General features: G+C 67.3%; 21 protein-coding genes and 1 pseudogene. 4 read left to right on the top strand and 18 right to left on the bottom strand.

Features of this window, described 5'->3' with window-relative positions:
- Positions 1–67: 67 nt before the first annotated feature.
- Positions 68–295 (bottom strand): hypothetical protein, encoded by a 228-nt coding sequence (locus tag KHF85_RS03110; protein ID WP_053834143.1) that lies wholly within the window; start codon positions 293–295, stop codon positions 68–70.
- Between KHF85_RS03110 and KHF85_RS03115 the strand changes: the two genes are divergently transcribed.
- The 4 genes from KHF85_RS03115 to KHF85_RS03130 all read left to right on the top strand — a co-directional run bounded on the left by KHF85_RS03115 (position 290) and on the right by KHF85_RS03130 (position 10,266).
- Entirely contained in the window at positions 290–3,424 is a 3,135-nt protein-coding gene (locus KHF85_RS03115) for a maltotransferase domain-containing protein (protein ID WP_284568483.1), read from the top strand. The genes KHF85_RS03110 and KHF85_RS03115 overlap by 6 nt on opposite strands.
- Entirely contained in the window at positions 3,421–6,780 is a 3,360-nt protein-coding gene (gene treS / locus KHF85_RS03120) for a maltose alpha-D-glucosyltransferase (RefSeq protein ID WP_284568484.1), read from the top strand. The genes KHF85_RS03115 and treS overlap by 4 nt, the downstream gene beginning before the upstream one ends.
- A complete protein-coding gene (glgB, locus tag KHF85_RS03125) occupies positions 6,777–8,963 on the top strand; it encodes a 1,4-alpha-glucan branching protein GlgB (RefSeq protein ID WP_284568485.1) in 2,187 nt (728 codons plus the stop codon). The genes treS and glgB overlap by 4 nt, the downstream gene beginning before the upstream one ends.
- A 733-nt stretch (positions 8,964–9,696) precedes the next feature.
- Positions 9,697–10,266, top strand: coding sequence for a hypothetical protein (locus KHF85_RS03130; protein ID WP_284568486.1), 570 nt, complete (start codon positions 9,697–9,699; stop codon positions 10,264–10,266).
- 52 nt (positions 10,267–10,318) lie between these two features.
- Here the strand turns inward: KHF85_RS03130 and KHF85_RS03135 are convergent, their stop codons facing one another.
- The 17 genes and pseudogenes from KHF85_RS03135 to KHF85_RS03215 all read right to left on the bottom strand — a co-directional run bounded on the left by KHF85_RS03135 (position 10,319) and on the right by KHF85_RS03215 (position 19,051).
- Positions 10,319–10,405: a hypothetical protein gene (locus KHF85_RS03135; protein ID WP_284569460.1), complete on the bottom strand. Its 87-nt coding sequence runs from the start codon at positions 10,403–10,405 to the stop codon at positions 10,319–10,321.
- 172 nt (positions 10,406–10,577) lie between these two features.
- Positions 10,578–11,040: pseudogene (locus tag KHF85_RS20580) on the bottom strand (ankyrin repeat domain-containing protein); the annotation flags it as partial.
- Positions 11,041–11,199: 159 nt separating this feature from the next.
- Positions 11,200–11,622, bottom strand: coding sequence for a type II toxin-antitoxin system PemK/MazF family toxin (locus KHF85_RS03145; protein WP_284568488.1), 423 nt, complete (start codon positions 11,620–11,622; stop codon positions 11,200–11,202).
- A gap of 113 nt (positions 11,623–11,735) precedes the next feature.
- On the bottom strand, positions 11,736–12,350 hold the full coding sequence (locus tag KHF85_RS03150) for a tail assembly protein (RefSeq protein WP_284568489.1): 615 nt from the start codon (positions 12,348–12,350) through the stop codon (positions 11,736–11,738).
- Between the two features lie 11 nt (positions 12,351–12,361).
- Complete coding sequence (locus KHF85_RS03155) at positions 12,362–12,643, bottom strand: hypothetical protein (RefSeq protein WP_284568490.1); 282 nt, start codon at positions 12,641–12,643, stop codon at positions 12,362–12,364.
- 148 nt (positions 12,644–12,791) lie between these two features.
- The gene (locus KHF85_RS03160) at positions 12,792–13,034 is read right to left on the bottom strand and encodes a hypothetical protein (protein ID WP_284568491.1); all 243 of its coding nucleotides are present in this window, start codon (positions 13,032–13,034) and stop codon (positions 12,792–12,794) included.
- Positions 13,031–13,690 carry a hypothetical protein gene (locus KHF85_RS03165; RefSeq protein WP_284568492.1) on the bottom strand — a complete coding sequence of 220 codons (660 nt, stop codon included), beginning with the start codon at positions 13,688–13,690 and terminating at the stop codon, positions 13,031–13,033. The genes KHF85_RS03160 and KHF85_RS03165 overlap by 4 nt, the downstream gene beginning before the upstream one ends.
- A gap of 27 nt (positions 13,691–13,717) precedes the next feature.
- The gene (locus tag KHF85_RS03170; protein WP_284568493.1) at positions 13,718–14,545 is read right to left on the bottom strand and encodes a DUF2213 domain-containing protein; all 828 of its coding nucleotides are present in this window, start codon (positions 14,543–14,545) and stop codon (positions 13,718–13,720) included.
- A 3-nt stretch (positions 14,546–14,548) separates the two neighbouring features.
- Positions 14,549–14,989: a hypothetical protein gene (locus KHF85_RS03175; RefSeq protein WP_284568494.1), complete on the bottom strand. Its 441-nt coding sequence runs from the start codon at positions 14,987–14,989 to the stop codon at positions 14,549–14,551.
- A 43-nt stretch (positions 14,990–15,032) separates the two neighbouring features.
- On the bottom strand, positions 15,033–15,311 hold the full coding sequence (locus tag KHF85_RS03180) for a hypothetical protein (protein WP_284568495.1): 279 nt from the start codon (positions 15,309–15,311) through the stop codon (positions 15,033–15,035).
- Positions 15,301–15,765, bottom strand: coding sequence for a hypothetical protein (locus KHF85_RS03185; RefSeq protein WP_284568496.1), 465 nt, complete (start codon positions 15,763–15,765; stop codon positions 15,301–15,303). The genes KHF85_RS03180 and KHF85_RS03185 overlap by 11 nt, the downstream gene beginning before the upstream one ends.
- A gap of 33 nt (positions 15,766–15,798) precedes the next feature.
- Entirely contained in the window at positions 15,799–16,371 is a 573-nt protein-coding gene (locus tag KHF85_RS03190) for a hypothetical protein (RefSeq protein WP_284568497.1), read from the bottom strand.
- Positions 16,372–17,360: 989 nt separating this feature from the next.
- Positions 17,361–17,786: a hypothetical protein gene (locus KHF85_RS03195; protein WP_284568498.1), complete on the bottom strand. Its 426-nt coding sequence runs from the start codon at positions 17,784–17,786 to the stop codon at positions 17,361–17,363.
- A gap of 13 nt (positions 17,787–17,799) precedes the next feature.
- Positions 17,800–18,018: a hypothetical protein gene (locus KHF85_RS03200; RefSeq protein ID WP_284568499.1), complete on the bottom strand. Its 219-nt coding sequence runs from the start codon at positions 18,016–18,018 to the stop codon at positions 17,800–17,802.
- Positions 18,015–18,470, bottom strand: coding sequence for a hypothetical protein (locus KHF85_RS03205; RefSeq protein WP_284568500.1), 456 nt, complete (start codon positions 18,468–18,470; stop codon positions 18,015–18,017). Before KHF85_RS03205 ends, KHF85_RS03200 begins: the two co-directional genes overlap by 4 nt.
- Before the next feature lie 66 nt (positions 18,471–18,536).
- Positions 18,537–18,749, bottom strand: coding sequence for a hypothetical protein (locus tag KHF85_RS03210; protein WP_284568501.1), 213 nt, complete (start codon positions 18,747–18,749; stop codon positions 18,537–18,539).
- Positions 18,750–18,826: 77 nt separating this feature from the next.
- Entirely contained in the window at positions 18,827–19,051 is a 225-nt protein-coding gene (locus KHF85_RS03215; RefSeq protein ID WP_284568502.1) for a helix-turn-helix transcriptional regulator, read from the bottom strand.
- Positions 19,052–19,062 lie beyond the last annotated feature (11 nt).

The raw sequence follows: 19,062 nt of genomic DNA on the forward strand, positions 1-19,062 counted from the left end.
TCATGCTGCGACGGCGTCATGGCGGCCGATCGGGCGGCGTCCGCGACCTGAGAATGTATGTGCGCATTTAATGCCATGAACACATTTCATTGGCATCCGCTGTGGTCTTGTGGCGCTGTCGCATCGCGTCGAGCGGCATTGGCGTCACGGTGCCACCTCCGATGCGGATGTGGCACACCGTGCAGGCGCATTCCGTCTCCGTCTTGTGCGACGGCCGACCCGGGCCGCCTGCGGCGAACGCCGCGGTCTGGATCGTGCACTCCTCATTGACGACGAACGGGATCTCCGAATGCATGTCTGCCTGCTGTCCCCCTTGAGTACCCTCGATCCGGCCGCGCTGGAGGCGGCCATGGCGGCCGCACAGGCCAATGGCTGCGACCACGTGGTGTTGCCCAATCCGTTCGCGCAGGACCCGCAGGGGCGGCTGGCGGACCCGGCCGCCGACGATGCTGCCGGCGAAGCGCAACTGCAGCAGTGGCTGGCGCTGGCGCACAAGCACGGCCTGAAGTTGCTGGTCGATCTGCGCATCGACGAGATCGGCGGCGGCAGCCGCCTACTGCAGGAACACCCGCACTGGTTCCGCGCGCGCACCTCGGCGCTGCCGGATCCGCGCACGCAGCGTGCCGCGCCGGACATCGCCCAGGGCCGTTTCGCCTACGCCGAGGAAGGCGCGGGCCTGGCGCAATGGTGGAGCGTGCGCCTGCGCGATTGGCTTCGCGGCGGCCTGGCCGGCTTCCGCGTGCTACAGCCGCAGCGCGTGCCGGCCGCGCTGTGGCGCAGCCTGATCGCCGACGTGCAGACGCAGGTGCCGGCGGCGGCGTTCCTGGCCTGGACCCCCGGCCTGGGCCTGGCCGCCCTGCGCCACCTGCACGGCGCCGGCTTCGACGCGGCGTTCTCGTCGCTGGCCTGGTGGGACGGACGCGGCAGCTGGTTCTTCGACGAGGACGTGGCGCTGCGCAGCCTGGCGCGTCGCGTCGTCGCCACGATCGATCCGGATGCGCCTTCGGATGCGCCACCGCCGCTGCAACGCACGCAGCGCGTGCGGCTGGCCGCCGCGTTCGGCGATGCCTGGGCGATCGCCGAACCCACGGCCTTGCCTGTACCGACCGACACCGATGCCGACGAAGCGCCGGCCATCCCGGTCGAGACCACACACGATCTGCGCCTGCGCCCCTTGCTGCGCGATGGCGCGCTGACCGCAGTCGCGGTCGAACCGCTCGACGCCGCGCCCTGGCTGGTGCTGCTCAACAGCGATCGCGACCATCTGCTGCCAGTGCCCGGCGCGGCGCTGCTGCGCCTGCTCGGCGACAGCGAAAGCTTGCTCAGCGACCAGGGCGAGCCGATCCAGGGCGACCAGGGCGGCACCCTGGAAGCGGGCGAAGTGCGGGTCTACCGCAGCGTGCCAGCGCGTCCGGTGCTCGCCGCCCCGCGCGCCCGCACGCCGGCCGATGTCGCCGCCGCTGCGGCGCGGATCTGCATCGAAGCGGTGACGCCCTCGGTGGATGATGGCCGCTTCCCGGTCAAGCGCACCGTGGGCGATCGCCTCTGCGTGGAAGCCGACGCGTTCTGCGACGGCCACGACCGCATCGCGGTGGCGTTGCTGTGGCGTGCCGCCGACGCACGCACCTGGTCCAGCGCGCCGATGCGCGCGCTGGGCAACGACCGCTGGCGCGGCGAGTTCCCGCTGGAGCGGCTGGGCCGCTACGAATTCCGCATCGAAGCCTGGCGCGACATCTTCGCCACCACCCATGCCGACCTGGAAAAGAAGCGTGCCGCCGGCACCCTGCTGGCCGTGGACGTGCAGGAAGCGCTGGCCCAGGTCGAGGCGGCGCGTGCGCGCAGCCGCGGCCCGCTGGCCGCGCGACTGAAGGCGATCCTCGCCCGCATCACCCGCAGCGACGACCCCTCGGCGCGCGCGGAAATCCTGCTCGAGCCCGGCACCGCCGAGGCCATGGCGCGTGCCGACGACAAGCCGTTCCGCACCGAATACCCGATGACCTTCCGCGTCGAGGCCGAGCGCCGCGGCGCGCATTTCTCCAGCTGGTACGAGCTGTTTCCGCGTTCGCAGAGCGGCGACCTCGCGCGCCACGGGACCTTCGACGACGTCATCGCGCGCCTGCCGCATATCCGCGCGATGGGCTTCGACGTGCTGTACATGCCGCCGATCCATCCCATCGGCGAAAAGAACCGCAAGGGCCGCAACAACGCGGTCACCGCGCAGCCGGGCGAACCCGGTAGCCCGTACGCGATCGGCTCGGCCGACGGCGGGCACACCGATGTGCATGCCGAACTCGGCGGGCTGGACGGCTTCCGCCGGCTGCGTACCGCCGCCGCCGCGCAGGGCCTGGAACTTGCGCTGGATTTCGCGATCCAGTGCGCGCCGGACCATCCGTGGCTGCGCGAGCATCCGGACTGGTTCACCTGGCGCGCCGACGGCTCGATCCCGTACGCGGAAAATCCGCCGAAGAAATACCAGGACATCGTCAATGTCGATTTCTACGCCAGCGGCGCAGTGCCGGAGCTGTGGAACGCGCTGCGCGACGCGGTGCTGTTCTGGGTCAACGAAGGCGTGCACCTGTTCCGGGTCGACAACCCGCACACCAAGCCGTTCCCGTTCTGGGAATGGCTGATCGCCGAAGTGCGCGGCCGCCATCCGCAGGTGGTGTTCCTGTCCGAAGCCTTCACCCGGCCCAAGCCGATGTACCGGCTGGCCAAGGTCGGCTTCTCGCAGTCCTACACCTACTTCACCTGGCGCCAGCACAAGGCCGAACTGCAGGCCTATATCGAAGAGCTCAACACAGGCATTCCGCGCGAATGCTTCCGCCCGCATTTCTTCGTCAACACGCCGGACATCAATCCGGTGTTCCTGCAGCAAAGCGGCCGCGGCGGCCACCTGATCCGTGCCGCGCTGGCGACCACGCTGTCGGGCCTGTGGGGCATGTACCAGGGCTTCGAACTGTGCGAGGCCACGCCGCTGGCGCCGGGCAAAGAGGAATACCTGGATTCGGAGAAGTACCAGCTGCGCGTGTGGCCCGAGCGCGCACCCGGCGACATCGTCGACGAGATCACCCGCCTCAACCTGCTGCGCCGCCAGCACCCGGAACTGCAATCGCACCTCGGCACGCGCTTCTATCTCGCGCACAACGACCAGGTGCTGTATTTCGGCAAGTTCCTCGACGACGCGCATCTGGCGCGCAGCCGCAGCCTGGTGCTGGTGGCGATCAGCCTGGACCCGCACGCCGCGCAGGAGGCGCAGATCGAAGTGCCGCTGTGGGAACTGGGCCTGCCCGACCACGCCAGCGTCGCCGTGCAGGACCTGTGGGACGGCCATGCCTTCGCCTGGCACGGCAAGCAGCACACCATTCGCCTCGATCCGTCGCGGCCGTTTTCCCTATGGCGTCTCCGCGCCGGAGCCACTTCATGAATGCTGCAGTTCCATTGTCCGCCGACAGCGAGGCAAGCCCGCTGGTGCGCGACGCGCTCTGGTACAAGGACGCGATCATCTACCAGGTGCACGTCAAGTCGTTCTTCGACTCCAACGACGACGGCATCGGCGATTTCCCCGGCCTGATCTCCAAACTCGACTACATCGCCGACCTCGGCGTGGACACCATCTGGCTGCTGCCGTTCTATCCCAGCCCGCGCCGCGACGACGGCTACGACATCGCAGAATACATGGCGGTACACCCGGATTACGGCAGCATCGCCGACTTCGAACGGCTGGTGGCGCAGGCGCATGCGCGCGGCATCCGCGTGGTCACCGAACTGGTGATCAACCACACCTCCGACCAGCATTCCTGGTTCCAGCGCGCGCGCAATGCGCCGGCCGGCTCGCCGGAGCGCGACTTCTACGTGTGGTCCGACAGCGACCAGGATTACGCCGGCACCCGCATCATCTTCTGCGACACCGAGAACTCCAACTGGACCTGGGACCCGGTCGCCGGGCAATACTTCTGGCACCGGTTCTACTCGCACCAGCCCGACCTGAATTTCGACAACCCGGCGGTGCTGGAAGCGGTACTGGAAGTGATGCGCTTCTGGCTCGACCTGGGCGTGGACGGCCTGCGCCTGGACGCGGTGCCGTACCTGATCGAGCGCGACGGCACCTCCAACGAGAACCTGCCCGAGACCCACGCCATCCTGCGCCGCATCCGCGCCACGCTGGACGCCGAATATCCCGACCGCATGCTGCTGGCCGAGGCCAACATGTGGCCGGAAGACACCCAGCAGTATTTCGGCGAAAACGCCGACGAATGCCACATGGCGTTCCACTTCCCGCTGATGCCGCGCATGTACATGGCCATCGCGCGCGAGGACCGCTTCCCGATCACCGACATCATGCGCCAGACCCCGGAAATCCCGGAGAGCTGCCAGTGGGCGATCTTCCTGCGCAACCACGACGAACTGACCCTGGAGATGGTCACCGATTCGGAGCGCGACTACCTGTGGCAGACCTACGCCGCCGACCGCCGCGCACGCATCAATTTAGGCATCCGCCGGCGCCTGGCGCCGCTGCTCGAACGCGACCGCCGCCGCATCGAACTGATGACTTCGCTGCTGCTGAGCATGCCCGGCACGCCGGTGCTGTACTACGGCGACGAGATCGGCATGGGCGACAACATCCACCTCGGCGACCGCGACGGCGTACGCACGCCGATGCAATGGTCGATCGACCGCAATGGCGGCTTCTCGCGCGCCGACCCGGCCGCGCTGGTGCTGCCGCCGATCATGGATCCGCTGTACGGCTTCCAGGCGGTCAATGTCGAAGCGCAGCAGCGCGACCAGCATTCGCTGCTGACCTGGACCCGGCGCATCCTGTCGGTGCGCAAGCGCTACCGCGCCTTCGGTCGCGGCACGCTGCGTTTCCTGTATCCCGGCAATCGCCGCCTGCTCGCCTACCTGCGCTGCCACGAGGACGAGACCGTGCTGTGCGTGGCCAACCTGTCGCACACGCTGCAGGCGGTGGAACTGGACCTGTCCGAATTCGAAGGCCGGGTGCCGGTGGACGTCATCGGCGGCGGCAGCTTCCCGCCGATCGGGCGCCTGACCTACCTGCTCACCGTCCCCGCATTCGGCTTCTACGCGTTCCAGCTGGTCGGCAACGCCACCCTGCCGGACTGGCACGTGCCCGCTCCGATGCCGCTGCCCGACTACCAGACCCTGGTGCTGCGCGGCGCGGCCGATGCCGACGCGCTGCTGCCGCACCTGGGCACGCTGGAGCGCGACATCCTGCCGGCGTGGCTGTCCACGCGGCGCTGGTTCGCGGCCAAGGACCGCGCGCTGCGCGGCGTGCGCATCGCCCGGCGCACCCCGCTGCCTGGCAGTGACGGGCTGAGCCTGCTGGAGATCGAAGCGGAACTGGAGCATGGCGAACGCGAGCGCTACATGCTGCCGCTGGGCATCGTCTGGGACCGCGAACAACCCAGCGTGCTCGCCGAACAGCTGGCGTTGGCGCGGGTGCGGCATGGCCGCGAAGTCGGCTATCTGACCGACGGCTTTGCGCTCAAATCGCTGACCCGCACCACGCTTGCCGCATTGCGTGCCGGCACGGTGCTGTCGGTCGATGGCGAGACCCACGCCGGGGCCGATGCCGCGCCCGAACAGATCCGCTTCTGTCCCACGCCGGCACTGGCCACGGTCGAGATTGCCGACGATGCCGAGATCCGCTGGTTGTCGGCCGAACAGAGCAACAGCTCGCTGATCGTCGGCGACAAGGCGGTGTTCAAGTTGCTGCGCCGCGTTTCCGCCGGCGCCAATCCCGAGATCGAACTCGGCGAGCGGCTGACTGCGATCGGTTACGCCAATGCCGCGCCCTTGTTCGGCCACGTCACCCGGGTCGATGCGCATGGCGTGGAAACCACGCTGGCGCTGCTGCAGGGCTTCGTGCGCAACCAGGGCGATGCCTGGCGCTGGACCCTGGATCACCTGGCGCGCGGCGCCGAGGAATACGCCGCCGCGCAGGACGATGCCGCACGCGACGAGAGCGTGGCCGGCTACGACGCCTTCGCCGCGGTGGTCGGGCGGCGCCTGGCGGAACTGCACGACGTGCTGGCCCAGCCCACCGACGCCGCCGCCTTCGCGCCGCAACCGGTGGATGCCGCCGCCGCGCAGCAGGTGGTCGCCCGCGTCGAGCACGAGGTGCAGGCGATGTGGGACACCGTGTCCGCGCATCGCGAGAGCAGCGAGGATGGCGCCGACCGCGCGGCCGTGGATGCCTTGCTCGCGCAACGCCCGCGCCTGGACGCCTGGCTGCGGCAGGCGCCGGCCTTGCTCGCCGGCGCGCTGCTGACCCGCGTGCACGGCGATTTCCACCTCGGCCAGATCCTGGTCGCATTCGACGACGTGGTGCTGATCGACTTCGAAGGCGAGCCGGCCAAGTCGCTGGACGCGCGCCGGGCCAAGGCCAGCCCGCTGCACGACGTGGCCGGCTTCCTGCGCTCGCTCGACTACGCCAGCGAAGTCTCCGCACGCGGCGAAGAGGGCACCGCGGCGCGCGCCGGGGTCGGCCTGGACACCGTCCTGGACGCGTTCCTGTCCGCGTTCCGCCGCCGCGCCAGCGCCACCTTCCTGGCCGCCTACCGCGAAGTGCTCGACGCCAGCCCGCACCCGTGGGTGGCGCCCGCCGCCTTCGACACCACCACCCTGTTGTTCCTGATCGAGAAGGCCAGCTATGAAATTCGTTACGAGGCCGCCAACCGCCCGGCCTGGATCATGGTGCCGATACAGGGACTGCTGCGCATACTCGAACGCTTTCCCGCGCCCGAGGAGGCGATGCAATGACTGATGTCGGCCACACCTGGGACGAGGCAACGCTGCGTGCGTTCGCCAACGCCCGCCACGGCGATCCGTTCGCCGTGCTCGGTGCGCACCGCATCGGCGACGCGCGCGTGCTGCGCAGCCACCTGCCCGGCGCCGAAGCGGTCACCGCGGTGCTCGACGACGGCCGCGAGGTGCCGCTGCAGGAAGGCCCCAGCCCCGGCTTCTTCGCCGCCACCCTGCCTGACGACGGCCGCTACCGGCTGCGCATCCGCTGGCCCGGCGGCGAGCAGCACACTGAGGACGCCTACGCGTTCGGTCCGCAGCTCAGCGATTTCGACCTGCACCTGATATCCGAAGGCCACCACCTGCAACTGGCCGACGCGCTCGGCGCCAACGTGGTCGAAGTCGATGGCGTGCGCGGCACCCGCTTCGCGGTGTGGGCGCCCAACGCCACCCGCGTGGCGGTGATCGGCGACTTCAACACCTGGGACGCGCGCCGCCACCCGATGCGGCTGCGCCACCAGGCCGGCGTGTGGGAACTGTTCGTACCCGGCGTCGCCGCCGGCGCGCACTACAAGTACGCGCTGCGCGGCCCGCGCGGCGAAGACCTGCCGGCCAAGGCCGACCCGGTCGCGCGCCGCGCCGAACTGGCGCCCGGCACCGCCTCCATCGTGGCCGATCCCACCCCATACCAGTGGCGCGACGCCGCCTGGATGGCGGCGCGCGCGCGCCGCCACGGCCCCAGCGCACCGCTGAGCGTGTACGAAATCCACGCCGGCTCGTGGATGCACGCCGACGACGGCAGCATGCTCGACTGGGACGCCCTGGCCGACCGCCTGATTCCCTACGTCGCCGACATGGGCTTCACCCATATCGAACTGATGCCGGTCACCGAACATCCGTTCGGCGGCTCCTGGGGCTACCAGCCGCTGGGCCTGTTCGCGCCCACCGCGCGCTTCGGCTCGCCCGACGGCTTCGCCCGCTTCGTCGACCGCTGCCACCGCGAAGACATCGGCGTCATCGTCGACTGGGTGCCGGCGCATTTCCCCACCGACGCGCACGGCCTGGCCCATTTCGACGGCACCTCGCTGTACGAACACGCCGACCCGCGCGAAGGCTTCCACCGCGACTGGAACACCCTGATCTACAACCACGGGCGCCGAGAAGTCTCCGGCTTCCTGATCGCCAGCGCCCTGGAATTCCTGCAGCGTTACCACGTCGACGGCCTGCGCGTGGACGCCGTCGCCTCCATGCTCTATCGCGACTACAGCCGCGATGCCGGCGAGTGGGTGCCCAACATCCACGGCGGCCGCGAGAACTACGAGACCATCGCCTTCCTGCGCCGGCTCAACCAGGTCGTGGCCGAACACGCGCCCGGCGCCATCACCATCGCCGAAGAATCCACCGCCTGGCCCGGCGTCACCGCCGACCTGGCGCATGGCGGCCTGGGCTTCAATTACAAATGGAACATGGGCTGGATGCACGACAGCCTGCACTACATCGAACTGGACCCCATCTACCGCCGCTACCACCACGGCGAACTGACCTTCAGCATGGTCTACGCGTATTCCGAGCGCTTCATGCTGCCCATCTCCCACGACGAAGTGGTGCACGGCAAACGCTCCCTGCTCGGGCGCATGCCCGGCGACGACTGGCAGCGCTTCGCCAACCTGCGCGCTTACCTCGGCTTCATGTACACCCACCCCGGGCGCAAGTTGCTGTTCATGGGCTGCGAAATCGCCCAGCCCACCGAGTGGAACCACGACGCCGCACTGCCCTGGCACCTGCTCGACGACCCGCGCCACCGCGGCATCCAGCACCTGGTCCGCGACCTCAACCGCCTGTACGCCGAACACCCCGCGCTGCACGCCCGCGACGACACCCCCGACGGCTTCGCCTGGGTCATCGGCGACGACGCCGGCAACAGCCTGTTCGCCTACCTGCGCACCGCCCAGGGCAGCGACGCCCCGCTGCTGGTCGTCGCCAACCTCACCCCGCTGGTGCACCACGGCTACCGCATCGGTGTACCCCGCGGCGGCCGCTGGCGCGAACTGCTGAACTCCGACGCGGAAATCTACGGCGGCAGCAACACCGGCAACGGTGGCAGCGTGCGCACCGAGACCATCGGCGCCCACGGCCATCCGGCCTCGCTGTCGCTGACCATCCCGCCGCTGGGGGTGCTGGTGTTGGGGTTGGAGGAGTGAGGGAAGGGCGCTTGGGTGACTAACGGCGTCGCATCGGCCGTCGATGCGATCTGCTGATGAGCGCCGACGGTCAGGGGGCGGGCGATAGGGACAATCGCCTGCTCCGGAGGACGGGCTGTTGTGGGAGGGGCTTCAGCCCCGACGCGCTCTCCTGACCCGCTGTCGGGGCTGAAGCATCTCCCCAGGAGGCTGCTGAGGGTTTTTTCCGGTGCGGCCTGTGCCACTCGCCTCACGTAGACAAGACGCGTGTCGACAATCCCGGGAAGACACAGCCCCACCGCGGACGCTAAACTCACGCCGCCTCGGCGCCTTCCTCTGCATGCACGCCAGAGGCGCCAAGCCGGCGGCCACCGCATCGCCCGCCCGCTCCGGACGCGTCCGGGCCTATAGCTCAACGGTTAGAGCAGAGGACTCATAATCCGGTTCGGCTGAGTTTCCGTCAGCCATCGATATGCTCAAAAATGCCTTGAAATAGGCTGTTTCCGCGAATATTCGCGCGCCTTAGATTTCCGATTTCCACGGTGAAACTCTGGGAATTTCCTGCATCCTTACACCGGAACTACACCGATCTTTCGCGCTCTGCGACTGCACAAAATTGTGTAGTCGATGCTAGCTGCCATCCGCTACCTCGGTGTGCCAGTGCTGCAGCTACAGCGCATCAGGCGAATTTGCTTGCGCTTGCCTTGGGCATGGAGCCGCTGCACGATGCGGGCATCCGACTCGAAGGACCGAAATGGCCGATCCGCTCTACTGCCCGTTGCTCGTGAGCGTGCCATGCCTGAAGGCGGAGGTTTGGGCTGCTTGGGCGCAAGCAGGGCTCAGCGCCATTGCCATCTACGCTGCGGGTAGATTTGCTGTCGCCCAACATAGGCGTGATATTGCTACGCGCGTCCAGTCCATTTGCGAGATCATTGCCTTCGCGGCCTATGTGGCGGAGCAGTTCGAATCGATTTCGACAGACGTTCTTGCCACAGATGGAGCAAAGCACTGGAACCTTTCGGAGCTTAGATCGGTTGGATCACGCTTGGCGCAGATCCCTTTGCATGAACTGCCTGACGCTGACCTTATAGGTCCGCTTCTGCAAGCCATTGAAGGCATGGACGCGCTTGATCTCTACGTCACTCGCGCGGTCAGCGAAGCAGCTAACCGTCAGCGCATGACAATCGAATTGATGAAGACAATTCAGACCAAGGCTGGCGTGGTTGTCTTTGCAGGCAAGCGTGCCGAACTCATAGATGCGCGCCATAAACCTCGTCCAGCCTTTCGAAAGATTGCTGGCTGGCTCGGCAGGCGTAGAAGCTGACTGGATCGTGGAGCATCTCGCTGGCCGGTGCCGTCTCTGTAGATCCAAGCGCTCAGCCAGCACCACGCTCTGCGATGCGCGCTGCCATCCACTCATCGATCTCGGATTCGACCCACACCGAAATCGTGCCCAGCGGCACCGGCTTGGGGAACGCGCCGGCGCGGATGCCTGCTTAGAGCGTGGACTTCGACAGGTCGACGCGCGCCAGCACTTCGCGGATGTGGATGAAGTGCAGCGGTTGCGGTCCGGGAGCGTGGTCGGCATCAGCAGATGAGTTGTCCATGGCGCTAGCCTGGCACGCCAGCAGGTCCACCGCCGCGGACGGCGCGCAGCAGCGCGGTACAGCCCTGCGCGTCGATCGCATCCACTGCTAGGCCGAGGTCGATCAGGCGGCGAATCGCATCGGCGTCGCGGCCGGCAGGTTGGCCTCGCGCAGCCGCGCCAGCGCCGCAAGGCCGTCGCGTTGGCCCAGTTGCAGGCCTTCGCGCAACACTTCCAGCGGCTGCCGGTCGGGCAGGCTGGCGCTGCCGACCTCGCCCTGGCCGTCGCTGACCGCGGCCGGCAGCGGGTAGTCCGGGTCCAGCGCGGACACGATCGCCCAGCGCCCGGCCTCGGCGACCAGATCGACCGCGCGCGCCCGCTCTGGTCGGCCTGAGCGGCCTCGATGCCCAGCTCCAGAAGCACCGGATCAGGCCCAGCGAGACCTGGTCGGTGGTGCAGGGCCAGCAGCACCGGGTTGCGGCCGTCGCCATAAATTGCAGTGAGATTGAGCTTGTGCAGCCCCAGGCTCAGCCCAGAAAAGCAAAACCCCTGATTTCTCAGGGGTCAGTCGCCGCACGGGATTGCAATCTCCACTGTGCGGAGGCCACCCCTTTCGAGGTGGACTTAAGCCCGATGCCGAAGCAGAGCGGGAACGCCACGAAATCTACGCCTTCAGAGGTGAGGAGTCAAGTGCCCCATTCCAAGAGCGTGAAGCACGCACGCTTTTATGGCCTTCAAATCCACGTCAGAAATCTTGCGTACGTCGTACACCCGGTTTCCCTGCAAATCTCGACCTTCCCAAGGCAGCGTCAAACGGGCGAAGGAAACCGCTGAAACCATGTCGGCCTTTACCCACATCCACTCTTCCCCATATGGATCTGGCATACGCGGATCGAACTGGATCCTGTGGTGAAACTTGCATACCGACCTGGGGGGAGTTGTGCTCAGAGGGACGATCGTGCACAGATCGTCCCGTTGCCGGAAGCGTGGCGAAATGACGATAGCGGGCCGACGCTTCACCATTTCTGGTTCCTTGAACCCTGAGAAATCGCAGATCACCACCACGCCTGGATCGGGGTGAAACTTCAAGCCCATGAGTGCTATCCGTTGAAAAAGTAAGTGTACGGCCCTGCAATTGAGCAAGGGTAGACGGCCAGGGGCGTTCGACTTTGTGATAGAGGCGGCCTATGCAATTGCGTCTGCTGACTCTACGCCTGGTCCTCCGTGTAGATGCCGGCGCTGATGATCGCGCCGCCGCCCCAGCCACGGCCATAGCCCAGCGGGTATGGGCTCCCCTGTGCCTGCGTGTTCACCGGGCCGTTGAAGCTGTAGCTCGGCTTGTTCTCCGGCCGCTCGCCGGTGCCGAGACCCTTAGGCTGCGGCGCCAGCATCTGCGCAATGCCGCCGACCACCATTGCCCAACCTGCAGCGCCAGCGGCGCCCACAACGCCACCGACCGCCGCAGTGCCGAGGAAGGTACCACCGAGATAAACGCTCGCCGCGCCGGCAGTGATGATAAGCGCTGCACCGATGAGGATCGTCGTGATGGCAGAGCTCTTGGCACCCATCAGCACTGGTGCGATGCGGATGTCCTCGGTGCCGGGCGGGTCGTGCAACTGCTCCAGTCCCAAGTTGCGGCGACCGACGAAGACGGCGAAGGCCATGCCGCGATCCTTGGCGTGCGTCAGGTAGCTCGCGAAGCCAGGCAGCAGCACGCAGAGCGCGCGCACGGCCTCGGCGGGGCTGCTGACAGCTAGGCGGAACTCACGGCCGAAGCGCGTGCCCAGAGGGCCGTACAGGCGGATGGTGCGCAGCTTTTCCATGGTTTCTTCCTTCAGTTGAGCGGGCCGCGAGGGATGGGGAACTGCAGTGAAATGTGCTGCGTCATCTTCTTGTCCGGACCCACCGTCACCAAGTGCACTGCAGGTAGCGGGCTGTCGACTTCGAGGCAGAGCATTCTGCGATGGCCGGCGATGATCGCCTCTGCAGCCACTTCCATTGCTTCAGGAGAGAGCCGGGCCAGCTGTCGCTGGAACTCAGCGAAAAGTGGGGTGGCTGAGTCGAGTAGAGCTTGCATCATGCTGTGCATGTGCTTAGGTGCTTGAGCGTGTTCCATGTCTTCCTCCCTAGGTTTGCTGAAACAAGATCCCGCCGGAGCGGGATCCGACCGCCTCACACCCAACCCAAGTGCAGCGGCTGCCGGACGTTGTCACGGGCACCTTCCGGCTGGCCCGGCGCGGAGGAGCAACGCTCCGCGCGGTTGATCAGTGCAGCAGCTGCGCGTGCGGCCGGCTGCCGCGTGCGCCGCCGTCTACCGTCACGCCAGTGCGCAACATGGAGTCGAACGCGCGCGCCACCATGGCCTCGCTGTCGAGGTCGATGCCTGCATCCGGGCCCATGAAGTCTTGGACCAAGCTGCGGCGGATCTCGTGATCTGTCTGGTCGTCGGTGAAAAACGTGTCGGGCGCGAGTTGGTGGGCATCCAGCAGCAGCTTCGCGCGGCTCATGCGTGCCACTCCGCGGCGTGGCCGCCCGAAGCATCTTCGGTTCCGTTCTCCGTGCGCACGATCCCGATGTTGCCGCCGTGCACGCCGGCATCGCGGTACATGGACGTGCGCTGGCCACGCGACAGCGAGCTCAGCACCGCCAGCCTGGCGATCGTGGCAGCTGCCGCGGATTGCTCGGGCTTGGGCGTGATGCCGGCGGCGTTCAACTGGCCACGCGCCTGAGTAATCCCCAGGTACAGCTGCTCCACAGCGTCGAACGAAGCCTCCAGCTCCCGCTGTTTCGCCTCCGCGCCTTCGATGGCGGCCACCAGACGCTGCTGCAGGTCGGGCAGGCCTTCGTCGGCCTCCCTGAGCAGCGCGAGGTTGCGGAGCTGGGAGAGGCTGTTCTGCATGGCCCGCATGCGGTCCCGCTCGATCGACAGGCGATCGAATTCCTGCTGCATCTTCGCGATGTCGTCCACGCTGCCGCTGATCAGCAGATTGCGGTAGAGCGGGCCATTGTTCGCGGATCGCGGGCCGGCGATCGCGATCTCCTCCCAGCGAGCATTGCAGCGGCCGAGCTCGGGCTGCAGCTGCGCCAGCATCCTGCTGACCTCCTGCGAGCTCAGCGGATTGTCGCGGCTCATTGCCGTGCGGATCTCTTCGACGATGGACATGGAAACTCCGGTATGCAGGTGGCTGGATCAGCGGGTGCGGTAGTCGAGGCCGGCGCACATCTGGGCGTAGGACCGGTCGCTGGCGCCGGCGCCGCACGCGTCATCCACGCGTTGCTGACGCGTGCCGCACGCGTGCGCGCGCACCTGCGCGGCGTCCTTCGCTGCCTGCGTCACCGTGCGCTGGCCAGCGGCTGCGTTCGCCGCGAGTTGTCGCGACAGCACGTCCAGTTCGTCCTCGCGCAGGCTGCTGTGGCCGGCGTCGTCCATCAGGCGCTTGCGCCATTCGGCGGCATCGAGCAGCGGCAGGGTGGCGTGCTTCGGCGCTGAGTCGATGTGCAGCTGCGGGCCGCCGCGCGCCGTGTCGACCATCGCCAGGTGGTTGTTGGCGATCTTCCGCTGCACGGCATCGTAGTGCTGACCGTCCGGAGTGGTGCCAGCCTCGAAATGGACCTCGGCGGTGTAGCCCATCGAGAGCTGCCGCTTGCCGGACTCGTAGGCGGTGATCGCCGCGGCGTCCATCAGCACCAGCGGCACGCGCACGAACTCGCCGTCGCGCACCACTTCGGCGCCGGTGTGGCCGATGGCCAGGTCCTTCCAGTTGGAGGCATCGACGTGTCCCTGGGTCGGATGCTCCAGCGTCATCGGCCGGTGGGCGAAGCTGCGCAGGGTGGAATCGGAGAAGACCTCGTCCGCCGGGCGGTAGACGCGCACCACCGGCATGTCGGGCCGGCCCAGCTCGCTGCCCAGGTATTCCTGCACGCCGGTGCGCGCGACCTTGGCGTCGGCCACGAGGTAGCCGTCGGCTGTGCGACGGGTGGAACCGACGGTGATGCGATCGGTGAAGGTGGCATGCATGGTTCAGCCCTCCTGCTTGCGGGTGCGATAGTCCAGGCTCGCCACGAACTCGGCGTAGCCGTTGTCCTGGACTGCGGTGCGCAGGCCGGCGCCGTCGCGCAGCGCCTGGGCTACCGGATCCTGGTTGGGCGCGCGGCTGTCGCTCGCCGGCTGCACGCTGGCCGCCGAATCGGCCATGCGCTTCACCCGCTCGTCGACGAGCCTGTCGATGTCCTCCGGCCTCGGCCGGCTGTCCTGCAGGCTCGCCAGGTCCGCGTTGAGCTTGGCGATCTCCGCATCCTTGGCCTCGGCGACGGCGGCCTGGTCGGCGCGCAGGCGCTGGTTCACGGCCGCGGTGTCCGCCAGCTGGTGCTGCAGGCGCTCGATCGCCGCGGCGCTGTCCTCGCTGCATTCGATGGACTGGCCGTCGACGATGATGGTGCGGGTGGGCTTTCGGTTGAACATGGGTGCTCCTGTGCTGGTGCTGGCGATGCCGAGTGGGCGCTGATCAAGCGCTGTCGAGAAGGTGGTTCAGACGTGCGCTGGCCTCGGGGTCGATCCTTTCGATCGCCTCCATGAAATCCACAGCTGCAACGGCGGCGTCGTGGCTTGAGCCCTCGTTGAACGCCTCGTGGATCTTCGCCATCGGTGCAGGGCTCACCCGCGGGCCGTGGGATACCAGCAGTTCGTCGAAGTAGGTCCAGAATGCGAGGGCGGCGGGGCAAGTCGGCGCCGGCGCCGGCTTGGCTTCTAGGGCGGCCAGCCGCCGCGATCGGTCAGCGCGCATGCTGGCCCTCCAGAGCGCGCAGGCGCAAGTCGAAGTCGGCGAGCTCGTGGGCCCGGGCGAAGCTCTCCACGCAGCGCCCCAGCTTCTCGGCTTCGCCTGCAGTGATGGCACCCTCGGCCGCGGCCGTCAGGATGGCGCGCATCGTGGCCGGTACGTCGGCCGGCGTCTCGGGGATGGGTAGGTCCACCTGGATCACGCGCTCGCGCGTGGGAGGGGCGATTCGCTCGAGGCAGAGACGCATGGCCGCGGCGTCGCCGGCGAGCGCCATGTCGATGGCCTTCTGCGTGAGCCGCTTTGAATCCTTGTCCAGCAAGGCCAGAGCGGCGAGGGTGCTCTTGTTGCGCGCGCCGCGCCGGCGGCCGGGGTTGCCCGGTCCGAAGCGGCCGCGGTTGTCGCGCGATGCCGTATCGGCGCCGTTGTTGCGGGCGTTGGGGTCGGTGGTTGCGGTATCCATGCCGGCATTGAACCGGATGAAAACCGCATGTGCTTAGAAGGCGCGGTTCCTGCTCCTGCTGGCCGGCAGCACGCCGTTCTTCTGCAACACCCGCCGTATCGTGTCGTCCGAGTATCGGAACTCCTGCGCCAGCAGCCTGACTAGGTCGCGGTCTGGCTCGCCTGCGGCCTGAAGGCGACGAGCAGCCTTGACCACGGCCGCGTGACCAGGCGGCGCGCCGTTGTTGCGTGCCTTGGCTCTGCCGCCTGCTGCCCTGGCCTCGATCGCAGCGCGGGCAGCGCGCACGTATGGCTCCCGGGCGAGCAGCTGCACCGCGGCGGATGCCTGGACCATGGCCACGGCCATCAGCGGATGGTGCAGGGCCGCCAGCGCGCCGCCAGCCTGCTCCTCGATGGCGTCCATGTGCGCGAGGCTGCGCTCCACGAGGTCGCGCTCTCGCTGGATCACCTCGGCAGGCTGATTCCAGCCGGCCAGCAGTTCGTCGAGCGTTCGCCGAAGGGAAGACGACAGCCGGTCGCCGGTGCGCGGCGTGTGGATGCGATCGAACCGCGCCCGGTCTTCGGGGTCGCTGAGGTTGAACGTGCCAAGCTTTTCGGGGTCGATCATGTCAATCTCCTCGCGCGCGTGCGCGATGCCTGCGGAAACGTCTGCAAAACGCCTGCGAACCTTCTGGTGATCTCCTCGCGCGCGCGCGCACTTGGCGGCAAAACCTGGGGGCGCGCGCCAACGGATGCCGACAGCGATGCTACGTGCATGGTGTGGCCTTCCATGCACCGCGGCGCGCTGGATTGCCGAAGGCCCAGAGCCAAGACCTCGCCCGTTGACCGCTCCCACAGCTCGCTCAGGATGACCTTTCACCCAGACCGAGCCGGACGCCGCTATGCACGACCTCTTCGAGTATCTAGCCCTTGCCGCCAACCTCATCCCCTTGCTCACCTGGGCTGCTGACCGGTGGTTCCCGAAGGACCCGACACCGCCCGATCCGCCGCAATCATGGCTTGCGCTGGGCCGCGGCCGCGCCGTCCCCGGGTCACCGCCGGGCAACCTTCGCGCAGCCAGCGCCGCAGCGTGCCGCAGGGAACGCCCAGCGCCGCGGCCGCCTGATTGACGGGGAGCGCCGTCACCTTGGTGCTGCCCAGTCGGCGCGCGCAGGGCGCCGGGGTTGCCGCAAGCCTTCCCGGAAGCCTTCGGGGAAGGCTTTCCGAAGGGGCTCCGAAGGGTTCGTGAGCGCTCATTGAGTGCGCAGTGAGCCGCGCGCCTGCTAGTAGCAGCCGATTTCCTGCTCGTAGCATGCGAACGCATCGATCTAGCATGCGAACGCACTGCGAACGCACTGCGAACGCATCGCCGTTCGCCGAACGCTCGTCGATCGCTTGCCGATTTGGCCGCCGTGGTGCTGGAGCGGTAATCCAGAGCGGGGAGCAGCAGCAAAAGCAGTGCCCCATGGTAGATATCTAGAAGGGTGTACACATAGCGACCTCAAACCCCTGTGGATAACCGCTCGACTGGTACACATAGCGACCTCAGAGGTCGCCATGTGGGCTAATTCAATAGGCAATTGGCCCACATAGCGACCTGATTGGCCCACATAGCGACTACGCCGCGCGTTTTTGCTGCCACAGATTTGGAGGCACAGCGGTGGCCGGTTCCATATGCTTGTCGGATTCGTCGATCGAGTAGTAGCTGAGGGCGTACAAGCTGCACGCGTGCTTGCCGCCTTTCCGAGTTTCGATGATCCAGCCGCCGGCCAGCAGTTCCTGCTTTGCGGCGTGCACAGTGGCCTTGCTGCGCCATCCGCGCTGCTGCAGGAGCGACCACGGGATGCTGAGGTCGCCGTTCTTGCCTGGTCGGTACTGCCTGGCCAGTTCCAGCAGCAGCTTGAGGGCGTTGCCGCCGAGATTGCCGAACTCCGCCGAATCGGCGATTCGGTGCTCGATCGACAAGAACGGCGGGCCCTTGCCGCGGCCAGTGATTTGCGATCGCTTCCGCTCGTGGATGTGCTTGACCTTGGCATCGCTCATCGCCTTTTCCTGATCAGGCCGCCACGCGCGACAGCTGCTTTGTCAGCAGCCGCCGGTTGTGCTCGCACACGGCGCGGTCGTTGGCGTACTGGGGCGCGCTGCACCCCATGCCGATGAGCGTGTCCAGGGCGCTCTCCGCGGCCTTCGTGCTGGCGAGCCAGCGCTCGACCTGGGCACGCGGCACGTCGCGCAGTTGGCGAGCCGTGAGGCAGCGCATGGGGCGGTAGCTCATCTGGCTTTCTCCCGGTCCTGGGTGATTGCGGGCTGCGCATCAGCAGCACGCTTGGAAAATCGGAACGGCTGATCGGTGGGCAGCACGGCCAGCTTCTTCGCTTTGCGCCGACGCACGATGCGCTCTGCGGGGAACTGCACCACGATCGCGTGCGAAAGCGTGCCGCTGGAGTGCGCGCTATGCGCGTCGATCCTGCTCAGGTACTTGAGCCTTTCCATCTGCGCTTCTATGTCGCTTCCGTCATAGAGTTCCCTGTCTCTTCGGACGCTTTCTCGTATCGCGCGGGTGACCATCTCGAACGCTTTCGTGTAGCTATCGTGTTCGCCGAAGCAATCCAGGCGCTCGAAGTAAAGCCGCATCAAGAAAAGGCCGGCGGAGTTGGTGTCAAGCGCGTTCTGCAGCAGACGCAGGCGATCTACGTCCGGCGAAAATTGGTGTATCGTTGCGGTCATGGTCGTTCCTCGTGAGGGTTCGGTCTGTGATTTGACGGCTTGGGCGTTGGCGCGCTCGAGCCGTTTTCATTTGTGCAGCGGGTTGAACGTCAGCTTGCCGACTGCGGCGCGGCCCATGTCCAGGACCTGCAGCTGGTCGGCGTACTTGGAGGCCAGGGCCGCTCGCTGAGCGTCGAATCTGGCGGAGATGGCCGCGGCGATCTCCTGGCGCGACGGGGTGTTCGGGCCTGGCCTCGGCGAACGTGTCGTGCGGGTTTCGGTGAGCTGTATGCTCTGCATGGTCAGTTCGTCCTGTGAGAGGGTTCGGGGTGGCTTCCGCGGCTCGTTCCGGGTGCAACCGGGCGGGCCGCTTCTCTTCAGCCGGCGAGGGCACGGCTGTCGGTCGTCTCCACGACGCCCGCCTCGAGGTACTGATCGAGGTCGGCGCGGCGGTAGAACACCCGGCCGCCCAAGCGGACGTAGCGTGGGCCGCGGCCTTCGTGGCGCATCTTTTCGAGAGTCGAGTTGCTCAGGCCGAGATAAGAGGCGGCCTCGGGTCCTTTGAGGCGATTTGCAGCAAGTTCGGATGGTTTGGTGGTCATGAGTGTGGGCT

Origin of the sequence: Xanthomonas graminis pv. graminis (genome assembly GCF_030168915.1) — a bacterium.
Lineage (GTDB): Bacteria > Pseudomonadota > Gammaproteobacteria > Xanthomonadales > Xanthomonadaceae > Xanthomonas_A > Xanthomonas_A translucens.